This window comes from Streptomyces sp. NPDC091280 (genome assembly GCF_044768565.1).
Classification (GTDB): Bacteria; Actinomycetota; Actinomycetes; order Streptomycetales; family Streptomycetaceae; genus Streptomyces.
Window position 1 is genome coordinate 132,455 of the sequence record NZ_JBIVUZ010000008.1, and the last position, 14,189, is coordinate 146,643.

At 70.8% G+C, this 14,189-nt stretch carries 9 protein-coding genes; 5 read left to right on the forward strand and 4 right to left on the reverse strand.

All coding sequences use genetic code 11. The features are described from left to right. Nucleotides 1–194: 194 nt before the first annotated feature. From ACIQPR_RS24405 to ACIQPR_RS24415, 3 genes are all read left to right on the forward strand, one after another. Complete coding sequence (locus tag ACIQPR_RS24405) at nucleotides 195–1,673, forward strand: serine/threonine-protein kinase (RefSeq protein ID WP_403651740.1); 1,479 nt, start codon at nucleotides 195–197, stop codon at nucleotides 1,671–1,673. A 127-nt stretch (nucleotides 1,674–1,800) separates the two neighbouring features. Next, complete coding sequence (locus ACIQPR_RS24410) at nucleotides 1,801–2,841, forward strand: substrate-binding domain-containing protein (protein ID WP_403651743.1); 1,041 nt, start codon at nucleotides 1,801–1,803, stop codon at nucleotides 2,839–2,841. Between the two features lie 119 nt (nucleotides 2,842–2,960). Beyond that, nucleotides 2,961–5,138: an RICIN domain-containing protein gene (locus tag ACIQPR_RS24415; protein WP_403651746.1), complete on the forward strand. Its 2,178-nt coding sequence runs from the start codon at nucleotides 2,961–2,963 to the stop codon at nucleotides 5,136–5,138. 145 nt (nucleotides 5,139–5,283) lie between these two features. On the opposite strand, the gene ACIQPR_RS24420 is transcribed toward ACIQPR_RS24415, so the two are convergent. From ACIQPR_RS24420 to ACIQPR_RS24435, 4 genes are all read right to left on the reverse strand, one after another. Continuing rightward, on the reverse strand, nucleotides 5,284–7,638 hold the full coding sequence (locus tag ACIQPR_RS24420) for a glycoside hydrolase family 3 N-terminal domain-containing protein (RefSeq protein WP_403651748.1): 2,355 nt from the start codon (nucleotides 7,636–7,638) through the stop codon (nucleotides 5,284–5,286). A 90-nt stretch (nucleotides 7,639–7,728) separates the two neighbouring features. After that, on the reverse strand, nucleotides 7,729–8,652 hold the full coding sequence (locus ACIQPR_RS24425; protein ID WP_403651751.1) for a carbohydrate ABC transporter permease: 924 nt from the start codon (nucleotides 8,650–8,652) through the stop codon (nucleotides 7,729–7,731). Beyond that, nucleotides 8,649–9,500 carry a carbohydrate ABC transporter permease gene (locus ACIQPR_RS24430; protein WP_403652664.1) on the reverse strand — a complete coding sequence of 284 codons (852 nt, stop codon included), beginning with the start codon at nucleotides 9,498–9,500 and terminating at the stop codon, nucleotides 8,649–8,651. The genes ACIQPR_RS24425 and ACIQPR_RS24430 overlap by 4 nt, the downstream gene beginning before the upstream one ends. Before the next feature lie 53 nt (nucleotides 9,501–9,553). Continuing rightward, nucleotides 9,554–10,879: an extracellular solute-binding protein gene (locus ACIQPR_RS24435; protein ID WP_403651753.1), complete on the reverse strand. Its 1,326-nt coding sequence runs from the start codon at nucleotides 10,877–10,879 to the stop codon at nucleotides 9,554–9,556. A gap of 301 nt (nucleotides 10,880–11,180) precedes the next feature. On the opposite strand from ACIQPR_RS24435, the gene ACIQPR_RS24440 reads away from it, so the two are divergent. Continuing rightward, nucleotides 11,181–12,413, forward strand: coding sequence for a PP2C family protein-serine/threonine phosphatase (locus tag ACIQPR_RS24440; RefSeq protein ID WP_403651756.1), 1,233 nt, complete (start codon nucleotides 11,181–11,183; stop codon nucleotides 12,411–12,413). 253 nt (nucleotides 12,414–12,666) lie between these two features. Further along, nucleotides 12,667–14,094 carry an alkaline phosphatase family protein gene (locus ACIQPR_RS24445; RefSeq protein WP_403651759.1) on the forward strand — a complete coding sequence of 476 codons (1,428 nt, stop codon included), beginning with the start codon at nucleotides 12,667–12,669 and terminating at the stop codon, nucleotides 14,092–14,094. Nucleotides 14,095–14,189 lie beyond the last annotated feature (95 nt).

Consider the following 14,189-nt stretch of genomic DNA (forward strand, 5'->3'; position numbering starts at 1 on the left):
CGGGCGGGGAGGGCGCGGTACGTCACGGAACCGCCGCCCTCGTGTGGATCGTACGGCCGCTCCCCGGCCCACGCCGGAGGCGCCCGCCGCCCTCCGGCCGGGAGGCCGCAGTGATCCGCCCCACACGATCCGGGACAAGAGCCGGTTATGGTGACCAGGCGAATCGAACAGGGACAGAACCGGCGGAGGACACCGTGTCGGACGAAGGGCGTCGCATCGCCGGGCGCTACCGGCTGGCCGAGCAGATCGGCCGCGGCGGCATGGGCACCGTCTGGCTGGCCGACGACGAGGTGCTCGGCCGCCGGGTCGCGATCAAACGGCTCCACGCGCGGCCGGAGCTCGCCTCCGACGAACTCGCCACCCTCTACGAGCGCGCCCGCCGCGAGGCCCGCAGCGCCGCCCGGATCCAGCACCCGAACGTGATCGTCGTCCACGACGTCGTCGACGACGACGGCCGGCCCTGCATCGTCATGGAGTACGTCCCCGGCCCCACGCTCGCCGACCTCCTCAAGGACGGCGAGACCCTCCCGCACGAGGAGGCGGCCCGCATCGGCCTGGACACCGTCGCCGCCCTGCGCGCCGCCCACGCCGCCGGTGTCCTGCACCGGGACGTCAAGCCCGGCAACGTCCTGCTCGGCACCGGCGACCGCACCGTCCTCACCGACTTCGGCATCGCCATGACGGACGGCGCGTCGACCCTGACGAAGACCGGCGAGATGGTCGGCTCCATCCACTACATGGCCCCGGAGCGCATCCGCGGCCTCACCCCCGGCACCGCCTCCGACCTGTGGGCCCTGGGCGCCACCCTCTACCAGGCCGTCGAGGGCCGCCCGCCGTTCCGCCGGGCCACCGCGATGGAGACCGCCTACGCCATCGCCGTCGACCCCCTCGAACCCATGAAGCGGGCCGGACCGCTGGAGCCGATCGTCGAGGCGCTCCTCGTCAAGGAGCCCGACGAGCGGCCCTCGGCGGAACAGACCGAGCGCGCCCTGCAAACCGCGTGGTGGGGCGACGCGACGGCCCAACTCCCGCCGCCCGCACCGGAGTCCACGACCGCGGAGCCCGCCGGGAACACGGGACGCGGACGCCGCCGGGGCCGCAGGGCGCTCGTCGCCGGGACACTGGCCCTCGCCGCCGCGGCCACCGCGTTCGTCCTGCACGGCACCACCACATCGCCCCCCGGGCACACGACGGGCCGGCCCACCGCCACGGCCTCCGTGTCCCCCGTCCCGGACGGCTACCACCTCGTCCGGGACAGCCGGCTCGGCGTCTCCTTCCCGGTGCCGGACGACTGGAAGGCCGGCAAGCGGACCTCGGAGAGCGTCACCTACACCGACGCCACGGGCCTCGCCGGACTCACCATCGGCGTCGTGGACCCGGCGGGCCCCGACCCGAGCACCCACTTCGCGGACATCGAGGCCAACACCAAGGTCAACTACCCCACCTATCGCAGACTCCGCATGCAGCAGACCACCTTCCGCCGACAGCCCGCCGCCATCTGGGAGTTCACCTTCCAGGGCCGGGTCCGGGCGTTCCGCGCCATCGACCTCGGCTTCGGCACGGAGGGCAACCGCGAGTACGACATCTACCTCTCCGCCCCGGACGCCCGGTGGGACACCTACCGCCCCGTCTTCGACAAGGTCAGGGACGGCTTCGTGACCGGCGCCCCGTGACCGCGCCGGACGCCGTGCACCGGTATTGCCTCCACGGCCCGCGCCCCGTTACCTTGCGGCAAAGTTACAGGCCAGCCACGCGATGCGGTCCGGCGCATCGGTGTTCGGCGAGCGGAACGGGCATCGGGTGACAGGTCGCGGCAAGGGGCAACTGGAGGCGCAGTACGGCCTCCTCACGAGCATCGCCACCGAGGCGGGCGTCTCGCTCAGCACGGTGTCCAAGGTGGTGCACCGGCGCCGGGACGTCGGCGCCCGCACCCGCGAGCGGGTGGAGGAACTCCTCGCGCGGCACGGCTTCGTCCGCCCCTGGGAACGGGACCCGGCCACACCCCGGCAGATCGTCGCGGTCTTCCGCGACCTGTCCGGGCCGTACACGCTGGAGGTGGTCCGCGGCATCGTGGACGCGGCCGGCGAACTCGGCATCGACGTGATCACCGGCACCACGAGCCGCCGGTCGATCTCCGGGTGGCTGGAGGAGTGCGTCGCGCTCGGCGCCGCCGGGATCGTCATCGTGATCTCGATGCTGTCCGAGGACGACCAGCGCCGGATCGTCGAACAACGCCTCCCGGTGGTCCTCATCGACCCGCTCAGCGCCCCCTCCGAGGACATCCCCAGCATCGGCGTGACGAACTGGAGCGGCGCGCGCGAGGCCGTGCAGCACCTGCTCGGCCTCGGGCACACCCGGATCGGCATGATCGCGGGCCGCTCGCACTCCCTGGCCGGGGCGGCACGCGTGCACGGCTACCGGGCCGCGCTGGAGGAGGCGGGGATCGCCTACGACCCGGCGATCGTCCGCTCGACCGACTTCGACTACGCCGAGGCGCTCGCCACCGGCGCCCAGATCCTGCGCGCCGAGGACCCGCCCACGGCCGTCTTCGCGGCCAGCGACGCACAGGCGCTCGGTGTCCTGGAGGCGGCCCGGCAGCAGGGCCTGGCCGTACCGGACGACCTGGCGGTGATGTCCTTCGACGACACGCTCGTCGCCGCGATGGCCTGCCCGCCCCTGAGCGCCGTACGCCAGCCCTTCGAGGAGCTGGGCCGCGAGGCGACCCGGGTGCTCCTGGAACTCGCCCAGGGCAGGCAGCCCGTCTCCCCGCGCATAGAGCTCGCCACGGAACTCGTCCTGCGGACTTCCACATCGGCGCCACGACGCGTCAATACCACGTAACTCCTCATTCCGCGAAACACTTTCGAAACGCGACAGTGACATCGCCATGTCCGCTGCGAATACTGGCTTTCTGCCCGGACCCCTTCCCGGTGAAAGGAAAGCCGTTGAAAAGAACCTGGGTGCGAAAGGCTTTCGCGTGGGCGACGGCCCTCGGCACGGGCGTGGCATTCGCCATCGCCTCCGCGACCACCGCGTCGGCCTATCAGCCGAGTCCCGCCAATCTGTATACGGCGACCGACACCGCCTCCTGCAACAAGAGTCCGTGCGTGCTCTACCCGAAGTCGGCGCAGTTGCCGGACGGCCGGCTCGTGGCCACCTTCGAGAACGACCAGACCGCCCCGGTCGGCCAGACACTGCCCGTGTACAAGAGCGACGACAGCGGCACGACATGGGCGAAACTCGCCGACGTCAAAGCCCCCGCCTATCTCTCCAGCGATTCCAAGTACGCGAAATACACGAGCAATTGGACCAACCCGTATCTCTACGTCCTCCCGCAGAACGTCGGCAGCCTGAGCGCCGGCACCCTGCTGCTCGCGAGCGTCGTCTCGGGGGACGACTACTACTACCAGGAGCAGAAGGCCGCCAACTCCAGTTGGACGCCCACCAGTGACGGCGACCGCAAGGACGTGGCGCTCGCCCTGTACTCCAGCACGGACGACGGCGCGACCTGGACCGTCCAGAACATCATCGCCGCCGGCAGCTGGCAGGGCGGCAGCGCGGGCAGCCTCGGCCGGGTCTCCACCGCCAACACCTACGCGCAGGTCGACCCCGTCTGGGAACCCCATCTCCTCGCCCACAACGGTCAGTTGATCGCCTACTACTCCGACGAGAACGACTACACCGGCTACAGCACCAGCACCGGCGCGCCCACCCTCGACACGGCCAACGACACGGCCACGGACTCCGGCGGCCAGGTCCTCGTCCACCGCACCTGGGACGGCTCCGGCTCCACGGCCTGGAGTTCCCCGGTCGTCGACGTCCCCGGTTCCACGGTGAGCATGGGCAGCGGCAAGACGGAGATCGGCGGCGGCCGGCCCGGCATGACGACCATCGCCCCGACGACCGACGGCAAGTGGCTGCTGACGTACGAGTACTGGGGCGGCGGTGCGAACGTCCGCTACCGGATCTCCGACGACCCGACGAAGTTCTTCTCCGCCACGGACAACCCGATCACCGCACTGCCCGTGCCCTCGGGCGGCGCCACCCTCGCCACCGGCGGCAGCCCGGTTCTCCTCCCCCTGGCGGACGGCCGGATCGTCTACAACGCGGCGGGCAGCGGCGACGTCTGGGTCAACGAGTCCGGGCTCTCCACCGGCACCTGGAAGGAGTACAAGACGCCGATAGCGGCCGGCTACAGCCGTGCGCTCCAGTACGTCGACGGCACCGGACGCGTGCTCATCCTCCAGGCGTCCTGGAGCGGCAACAGCGTCGGACCCGTGAAGTACGCCGAGGTCGACCTCGGCCGCTCCGACGGCGCCTACTACAGCCTCGTCAACCGGCTCACCGGCCAGGTCCTCAGCACCTCGTCCGGCAAGACCCAGGACGCCAGCCTCACCGGCGACACCCCGGACCTCGTCCTGAGCGCCGCCAACTCCACGGACGCCACACAGCGTTGGCACCTCACCGCCAAGGGCGACAACGTCACGCTGCTCAACAAGTCCGGAGGCCGCTCGGTCGCCATCTGGACCGGGACCGCGACCGCGGGGCAGAAGCTGGCCCAGTGGGTCGACGACGGGGTCACCGACAAACAGTGGACCCAGGTCGCGTCGTCGACCAGCGGCTACTACAAGCTCCGCTCGGTCCTTAACACCGGCCTCTACATGACCGGTTCGACAGCGGGCGGCGCCGTCACCGTCGCCGCGGCGACCACCGACGGCTCCCAGGACTGGCAGTTGGTCCAGGACCCGCTGCCCACGGCCGCCACCTTCACCCTGAAGGGCGCCAACTCCAGCCGCTGCCTCGACGTGCCGAACGGCGCGACGGGCGTCCAGGTCCAGATCTACGACTGCTCGGGCAACGCCAACCAGACCATCACGCAGACCGCCGCCGGCGAACTCCGCGTCAACGGCAACTGCCTCGCCGCGAACGGCGACGGCACCACCGCGGGCACCACGCTCATCCTCTGGGCCTGCAACGGGAAGTCCAGCCAGAAGTGGACGTTCCGCGTGGACGGCACCATCGTCAACCGCTCCAACGGCCTGGTCATCGACGTGACCAACTGGGGGACGGCCAACGGCTCGAAGGTCCAGCTGTGGACCGGTCTCGGCAACGCGACCCAGCAGTGGAGCCGCGCCTAGCCCTGACGGGAGACCGTCGCGCGGACAGCGCGAACAGCGGGAACAGCGAACGTCCGGAGGGGAAGCACCGATTCGGTGCTTCCCCTCCGGACGATTCCGTTTCCACGAGACACACGGGACGCGGTTCCTGGTGTGTCCCCGCCCGCTACTCCCGCTCGACGGCCACCGGCACCGCGTGGTGCCGGAGAACCGTCGCGTCCCTTTCCCCGCCGACGAGTTGGATCGCCCCGCGCGCCGGTGTGTCGAGGCTTGAGGAGCCCGCCTCCAGCAGGATCCGGCCGGGCTCGACGACACGGCGCCCCGCCAGACCGGTGAAGGCGAGCCGGTCGGTGTGGACATGGAAACGGACCGTCGCCCGCTCGCCCGGCTCCAGCGTCAGCTTGGCGAAGCCGAGCAGGGACCGTACCGGACGGGTCACCTGGGCGACCGGGTCGATCGCGTACAGCTGGACCGTCTCGGCCCCCACGACCGCCCCCGTGTTCCGCACCCGCGCGCTGACCGTGAACTCGCCGTCCACCGGCACCAGTTCACTGTCCACGTCGAACCCGTCGATCTCGAAGCTCGTGTACGACAGACCGTGTCCGAAGGGGAACGCCGGTGTCGGGTCGAGGTTGGAGAGCCAGCTCTGCCGGTCGCCGAGCGGCGCGTGGAGGTAGGTGTAGGGCTGGCCGCCGGGCGTGGTCGGGATCTGCACGGGCAGCTTGCCGCTGAAGTTGGCCTTGCCCGCCAGGAGTTGGGCCACCGCACGGCCGCCCTCCTCGCCCGGCAGGAAGACCTGCACCATGGCGGCGGCACCGGCCGCGAACCGGCCCACCGCGTAGGGGCGGCCACTGCTGACGACCAGCACGACCGGCCGCCCGGTCGCGAGCACCGCCTCGACCAGCTCCTCCTGCACGCCGGGCAGCCGCAGGTCCTCCACGTCACAGCCCTCGCCGGAGGTGCCGATTCCGAACATGCCCGCCTTGTCGCCGACGACGAGCACGGTCAGATCGGCCCCGGCCGCCGCCTCGACCGCGGCTGCCAGACCGGAGCGGTCCGCCTCCCGGATCGGGCAGCCCGGTTCGAACCGCCAGTCCACGGCAGAGAGTTCGGCCGCCAGGGCGTGGCGCAGGGAGACCGCCTCGACACCGTTGCCGAGGTCGTCGCGCTCGGCGAGGACATGGTTGGGGAAGCTGTAGCAGCCGAACATCGTGCGCACGTCGTCGGCGCACGGCCCGATCAGCGCGATACGGCCGGTGGAGGGAAGCGGCAGGGTGCCGTCGTTGGACAGCAGCACGGCGCTCGACTGGGCCACGGCGTGGGCGAGTTGTCGGCCGGCCGGCTTGTCGAGGTCCAGTTCGCCCGCGATCAGGGCGGGCGGACGCGGGTCCCAGTCGGCGCCGAGCAGTCCGAGGTCGGCCTTCTGGCGCAGCACCCGGCGTACCGCGCGGTCGACCAACTCCTCGCCCACCAGGCCCTGTTCGACGGCGTGCACAAGCGCGTCGCCGAAACCGCGCTGGTCGGGGAGTTCGACGTCCAGTCCCGCGGTCAGGGCCAGCGCGCCGGCCTCCGGGAGATCGGCCGCCACCCGGTGGTCGTTGACCAGGAAGGGCAGGGACCAGTAGTCGGAGACGACGGTTCCCTCGAAACCCCAGGCCTCGCGCAGGACTTCGGTGAGCAGCCAGCGGCTCGCGGCCGGTGCCTCGCCGTCGATGTCGGCGTACGAGTTCATCACCGACCGCACGCCCGCGGCGACGAGCCGTTCGAAGGGCGGCAGGACGACGTCGAAGAGCTCGCGGCGGCCGATCCCCACGGGAGCGTGGTTGCGGCCGCCCATCGAGGCCGAGTACCCGGCGAAGTGCTTGAGGGTGGCGTACACCCCGGCGCTCTGGAGTCCGGTGACGTACGCCTCGGCCAACTCGCCGACCAGGTAGGGGTCTTCGCCGTAGGTCTCCTCGCAGCGGCCCCACCGGTAGTCGCGGATGACGTCGACGACGGGGGACAGGCCCTGGTGCACGCCCGCCTCGGCCATGTCGGAGCCGATGGCCTCGCCCACCCGGCGGATCAGCGCCGGGTCGAAGGTGGCCGCCATGCCGAGCGAGGTGGGATAGATCGTGGCGCCGTACGCGGTGAAGCCGGTGAGGCACTCGTCGTGGGTCATGGCCGGGATGGCGAATCTGCTCTGCGCCACCACCTGCCGCTGATGTCCGGCGAGCAGCCGGGCGTGCTCCAGCGCGGGCCGGGGCAGCGTGCCGTAGGGCCGGGTCAGCTGGCCCAGGCCGTGCCGGGCGGTGTGGTCGAGGTCGCCGACGCGGCCGAAGTGGTTGCTGCCCGGGGCCACTTCGGGGCCGTCGGCCTCGATGTCCTCCCAGGTGCTGCTCAACTGCGCGACCTTCTCCGGCAGGGTGAGCCGGGCGAGCAGGGCGTCGACGCGTTCGGTGGTGGGCAGGGCGGGGTCCGTCCAGGGGCGGTCGCTCTCGTCCTGGGGGAGGCCGCCGTGGTCGGGCATGGTGGTCGTCATTCACGACTCCTAGGTGTCGCGCGGGCACGCCGACGGGGCCGGGCACACGGCCCGGCCGTCGGAGCGGGGTGAACTGCCCGGTGGTGGGGGCTACTTGGAGAAACCGGCGGTGAGACCGGCGACGAGCTGGCGGCGGGCCAGGATGAACAGGGCCAGCATCGGCAGCGTGGAGAGCACCACGGCGGCCATGGTGGCCGGGACGTCGATGCCGAACTGGCCCTTGAACAGGGTCAGCGCCAGCGGCAGGACGGCCTTGTCGCCGCTCTGGGTGAGGATGAGGGGGAACAGGAAGCCGTTCCAGACCTGGAGGCCGTCGTAGACCGCGACGGTCATCAGGGCCGGGCGGGCCAGGGGTGCGGCGAGCGACCAGAGCATGCGCCAGTCGCCGGCGCCGTCGACGATCATCGCCTCGAACAGCGAACGGGGCACGTCCCGCAGGAAACTCACCAGGATCATCACGGTGATCGGCAGCGCGAACGCGGCCGAGGGCAGGACGATCGCGAGCAGGCTGTCGTAGAGGTGCATGCGGATGATCAGCAGGTAGACCGGGATGATCACCGCTTGCAGCGGGATCGCCAGGCCCAGCAGGAACAGGCGGAACGACACCCGGGAGAAGCGGGTGCCCGCGTTGCGGACGATCGAGAACGCGGCCATCAGGGCGACGGCCACGGCGATGACGACCGTGCCCGCCGTGACGACCACGCTGTTGAGGAGATAGGTGGTGAAGTCGCCGTCCAGGACGGTGCGGTAGCTGTCCAGCGTCGGGTGGCTGGGCAGGGCGAGCGGGCTGTCCGAGGTGAAGTCGGACGTGCTGCGCAGGCTGGTGACGACCAGCCAGTAGACGGGGACGACGACGATCGCCGTCCAGAAGAGCGCCGCGCCGCCGGTGAGGGTACGGCGCAGGACCCCTGCCACCGTGTGCTTCCGGACGGGTCCGGGAGTCGTCGCCCGGTGGCCGGGCACGGACCGTCGTTCGGCGGCGGGGGTGCGGGTCTTGGTCACGGCGGTGCTCACATGCCCTCCTGCTGGCTGTCCATCCGGGTGAAGCCGGACAGGCGGGTGGTCAGCAGCGACAGACCGAGGCCGAGGACCACGAGCAGGGTGGCCACCGCGCTGGCCCGGCCCATGTCGTGGGCCTGGAAACCGGTGATGTACATGGACAGGGGAAGGACGCGGGTCGCGGTGCCGGGACCGCCGGTGCCGCCGGACAGGACGAAGATCAGGTCGAAGTAGGTGAGCGAGCCGACCAGCATCAGCGTGCTCGACGTGACCAGCGTGTACTTCAGCTGCGGCAGCGTGATGTGCAGGAACCGGGTGACGGTCCCGGCGCCGTCGAGCGCGGCGGCCTCGTACAGGGCGGTCGGGATCTGCCGGATGCCCGCCTGGTAGAGCAGGGCGTGGAACGGCACGAACTGCCAGGCGATCACGAAGATCACCGTGTACAGGGCGAGTTGGGGCGAGCCGAGCAGCGGCCTGGCCAGCCAGTGCAGGCCGGGCGTGGCGCCGATGCCGAACGACGGGTCGAGCAGCGCCTGCCAGGTCAGACCGATCGCCACCGCGGACAGCAGCAGCGGCAGGAAGAACAGCACCGCGAACAGCGCGCGCAGCCGGCCCTTGGGCGCCTGGAACAGACCGATCGCCAGGGCGATCGGCGTCTGCACCAGCCAGCTGACCACCATCACCTTGACGGTGAGCCACAGCGACTGCCAGGTGGCGCCGTCGGTGAGGACGGACGTCCAGTTGGTCAGACCCGCCCAGCTGATGGACCCGAGGCCGTCCCAGCGGGCGACGCTGAGCGCCACCACGCCGATCAGGGGCACGAGACCGAACAGTCCGAAGAGGAGCAGGGCGGGGGCCGCCATGAGGAGGCCACCGCCACCGCGTCCGCTCCGGCGCGTCGGGGTGGTGGTGACGCTCACGACCCCGCCTTGCTCATGTTCACCCCGAAGTCGGCCGGCGAGATCTGCCGCAGGAACGACTTGTCGGTGTTGGTCAGCAGCGGGTCGGCCTGCTCGGACGGCAGCGCCTGGTCCCACGAGAGCTGGAAGCTCGGCGCCTTGTCCACCAGGTCGTAGACGAAGGTCAGCCACGCCTTGTCGGACGAGGAACGCACCGCCGCGAGCTTGGAGTCGAGGCCCTTGACCGGCGGGACGCTGCCCGCGGCGAGGTAGGCGTCGACCTGGGAGCCGTTCAGGATGTAGTCCTTCAGGTAGGTCAGCGCGTCGGACTTGTGCTTGGACGACTTGTTCAACGACAGGAAGTTCGACGGGTTGCCGACGATGTTGTCCGCGCTGCCGGCCCCGCCCGTCAGCGCCGGGAACGCCGTGTAGCCCAGCTCGCCCTTCTTCAGGAAGTCGGGCGCCGCCTTGGCGATGTTGGCGTACTCCCAGGTGCCCATCACCTCCATCGCCGCCTTGCCCGTGTACAGCAGCGCGGTCGAGGCGCCCTGGTCGTAGCTGACGGAGGACGCGTTGTCGCCGAACGCCCCGGCCTTCGCCAGGTCCTGGAGCTTCTGGTTGGCCTTGGTGACCGACGGGTCCTTCCAGGCGGCGGCGTCACCGGAGGCGATCTTCGAGAAGACGCGCGAGCCGCCGGTCCGGTCGAGCAGGTACTCCAGGTACATCAGCGTCGGCCACTTGGAGTTGGCCGCGAGCGAGAGCGGGGTGACGCCCTTGCCCTTGAGCTTCTTCACGGCCGCGAGGAGGTCGTCGTAGGTCTTCGGCGGCTGGACGCCCGCGTCGGACAGCACCTTCTTGTTGTAGTAGAGGACGACCGGGGCCAGGCCGTTGACGGGGACGCCGTAGACCTTGCCGTCGAAGGTCGCGCTCTGCATCACGCTGTCGGTGTAGCGGTCCGAGTTGACGTCCGAGGCGTTCAGGACGTCGACCTTGCCGGCCTTGACGTAGTCGTTCAGGGCGCCGCCGCCCCAGCTGAAGAAGAGGTCCGGGGCCTGGTTCGCGCCGAAGGCCACGCGCAGCTTCTGCTTGTAGTCGTCGTTCGCGAACAGCCGCAGGGTGATCTTCGCGTCGGGGTGGTCCTTGTTGTAGGCGTCCACCGACTGCTTGAGGATCGTCTGGTCGTTGAGCGCCCACATCGTCAGTCCCTTCGACGATGAGGTGGTGGACGGTCCCGAGGATCCACAGGCGGCCAGGCTCGCGGCGGCGGCCAGGGTGACCCCGGCCGCGACGGCGCGTCGAATTCTCGGGCTTCCGAGATGTCCGGTGACCGGGATTCTCCGCATGGTGTGCCTCTCTTCTTTCAGCATGCCGTAGGTGCGCAGAACAGCGGCGGAAACGGATATCGGCCCGAAAGGCTTTCGGGGATTTCCCATCGCGGCTCGTCTGCCTGCTGGCCGGGACACTGACACGGAATTCACGCCCAGGACAAGCACGGGAAATTCCTCGGTTACGAAACACTTTCGTAGCGCTGGGGGTGCCATGGGGGCGACAGGGCGCCAGAGCGCGCGATGCCACCGCGCCACGGGTCAATACCGCTCGACAGGTCCCACGGGTGTTGGGATGGGGGAGTGGCAGAAAGGGGCCGTGGTGGACGGTGACGGGGTGACCGGGGCCGAGGAGGGCTCGGTGGATCGGTTCGCGCTCGCGCAGCGGGCGGTCCGCGCGATCGGGTCCACGCTCGACGAGCGCAGGACCGCGGCGGAGTGCGCCAGGTTCCTCGTCGACGAGCTGTGCGAGGCCGCGGCCGTCGACCTGTTCGCCCAGGACGAGGCACGCCCGGCACCGCACGGCATGCTGCACCCGATGGCCGCCGTCGGCCGCAAGGAACTGCTGGACAGCCTGCGCAGCGCGCCGCGCGAGGACGTCATGGTCCGCGCCCTGGACGCCGGACATCCGATCACCACCTCCTTCACCACCAACGACCACGGCGTCCTGGCCGCCCTGTCGGTACCCCTGACCGCCTGGGGCAAGGCCTACGGCGCGCTCCTCGCGATCCGCGCCGGACGCGCCTTCGGCGACGGGGAGGCCGCCGCCGTGCACTACGCGGCCCGCCTCACCGCCGCCCATCTGCACCACGCCGTCGAACACCACCGACTGCGCACCACCGCCCTCAACCTCCAGCAGGTGCTGCTCACCGAGCCCAGCCGCCCCCACCCCAACATCGAGATGGCCACGCGCTACCTGCCCGCGGGCAGCGGCACCCTCGTCGGCGGCGACTGGTTCGAGGCCGTACGACTGCACTACGGCCGCACCCTCCTCGTCATCGGCGACGTCATGGGGCACGGCCTGGACGCGGCCGTCGACATGAACGCCTACCGCTCGATGCTGCGCTACGTCGCCTCCACCGACCTGCCGCCCCACCGCATCCTGCGCCAGATGGACACCGCGATGTCCGAGGAGCACAACCGCCGCCCCGCGACCTGTCTGCTCGCCCTCCTCGACCCGGACCGCGGCACCGCCGCCTTCGCTGGCGCGGGCCATCTGCCGCCCGCCGTCTTCCACCGCGACGGCGCCGGTGAACTCATCCCCGTCCCCGTGGGCCCGCCCCTGGGCACGGGCAGCGCCGACTACGAGATGACCACGCTCACCCTCACCCCCGACGACACCCTGGTCATGTTCACCGACGGACTGGTCGAACGGCGCGGCGAGGACATCGACGTCTCCCTGTCCCGGCTGGCCCGGCTGCGCCTGCACCCCGGCCAGGGCGTCTCCCGCCTCCTCGACGACATCGTGCTGCGCCTCCACGTCCAGGAGGCCGAGGACGACGTCGCCGCCATCGCCGCCCGGCTGCGCCCCCGAGGTCCGCTTCCCGGATAACTTCGCGAACGGGAAACAGGCATGACGGCCGATGCCCTCGGGCGGCCCGGATCATGAGCCCGCCAGCCGTCCCCCAAGGTTTGGCAACACCCCGGCAACGCGCGGATGGTGACGGTCACGGCTTGGCCAACCCCTTTCCGCACGTTGGCCGCAAATTCACCGCACGCCCCTGACACCCCTTGCCGTCCCAGGCGGAGAGTGGTCCGAGGTCTGGTCCACGAGATCCCTCGAAGCTCTTCAAGAAGGGGCAATCATGGCCGAGTTGACACGCCGCAGACTCCTGGGTTCGGCCGCCGGCACACTGGGCGGTGCCGCGGCTCTCTCCCTCCTCCCGCCTAGCGTCCAGAAGGCCGTCGCCGCCGAGCCGCCGAAGAACGGCTCGCTGCGGGACATCGAACACGTCGTCATGCTGATGCAGGAGAACCGGTCGTTCGACCACTACTTCGGCACGCTGTCCGGCGTTCGCGGATTCGCCGATCCGCACGCTCGCAAACTCGACACCGGGCGCAGCGTCTTCTACCAGCCGGACGCGGTGAACCCGAAGGGCTACCTCCTCCCGTTCCACCTCGACACCCACACCTCCAGCGCGCAGGCCATCCCGTCCACCAGCCACGCCTGGTCGGTGCAGCACCAGGCCTGGAACAACGGCAAGATGGACCAGTGGCTGCCCGCCCACCGCGCGGCCGACGGCGTCAACGGCCCCTATGTGATGGGCTATTACACGCGCGAGGACATCCCGTTCCAGTTCGCGCTGGCCGAGACCTTCACCATCTGCGACAACTACTTCTGCTCGGTGTTCGGGCCCACCTGGCCCAACCGCCTGATGTGGATGACCGGTTCGATCGACCCCGGCGGCACCCTGGGCGGCCCGATCATCAGCAACGTCGCGCCCACGCCGTACCGGTGGACGACCTACGCGGAACGCCTCCAGAACGCCGGCGTGAGCTGGAAGGTCTACCAGGAGGAGGACGACTACGGCACCAACATGCTGGAGCAGTTCGCGTCCTTCAAGAACGCCCAGCCCGGCTCCGACCTCTACGAGCGGGGCGTACGGCCGCAGGCGCACGGCACGTTCGAGGACGACGCGCGCAACGACCGGCTGCCCACGGTGTCGTGGATCTGCCCGACGAGCTACCAGTCGGAGCACCCTGACTACCTCCCGGCGGCGGGCGCCGACTACGTGGCCTCGAAGATCGAGGCCATCGCGTCCAACCCGAAGGTGTGGCGCAAGACCGCGTTCATCCTCAACTACGACGAGAACGACGGCCTGTTCGACCACGTCGTCCCGCCGACCCCGCCCGCGGGCACGAAGGACGAGTTCATCCAGGGCCTGCCGATCGGCGGCGGCTTCCGCGTCCCCGCGATCATCATCTCGCCCTGGACCGTGGGCGGTTGGGTCGCCTCGGAGGCCTTCGACCACACCTCGGCACTCCAGTTCCTGGAGCGCTTCACCGGCGTCGAGGAACCGAACGTCTCCGACTGGCGCCGCGAGACCTTCGGCGACCTCACCACGGCGTTCCGCTTCCGTGACGCCCGCCCCCGCCCGCCCCGTCTGCCGCACGACACGGCGGAGCAGCTGGAGAAGGCGCAGGAGGAAGTGGCGACCCTGCCCAAGCCCACCCTCCCGGGCGCCGACCAGAAGTTCCCGCACCAGGAACGGGGACGCCGCCCGCACGTCTGACCAGGACCGGCGGGGGGGGGGGGGGGGGCCCCCCCCCCCCCCCCCCCCCCCCCCCCCCCCCCCCCCCCCCCCCCCCCCCCCCCCCGCCCCCCACG

What these genes read in the sequence shown, in the direction of transcription:
- ACIQPR_RS24445 (WP_403651759.1), top strand. Translation starts at nt 12,667, where the DNA reads ATGGCCGAGTTGACACGCCGCAGACTCCTGGGTTCGGCCGCCGGCACA.
- ACIQPR_RS24430 (WP_403652664.1), bottom strand. Translation starts at nt 9,500, where the DNA reads ATGGCGGCCCCCGCCCTGCTCCTCTTCGGACTGTTCGGTCTCGTGCCC.
- ACIQPR_RS24420 (WP_403651748.1), bottom strand. Translation starts at nt 7,638, where the DNA reads ATGACGACCACCATGCCCGACCACGGCGGCCTCCCCCAGGACGAGAGC.
- ACIQPR_RS24435 (WP_403651753.1), bottom strand. Translation starts at nt 10,879, where the DNA reads ATGCGGAGAATCCCGGTCACCGGACATCTCGGAAGCCCGAGAATTCGA.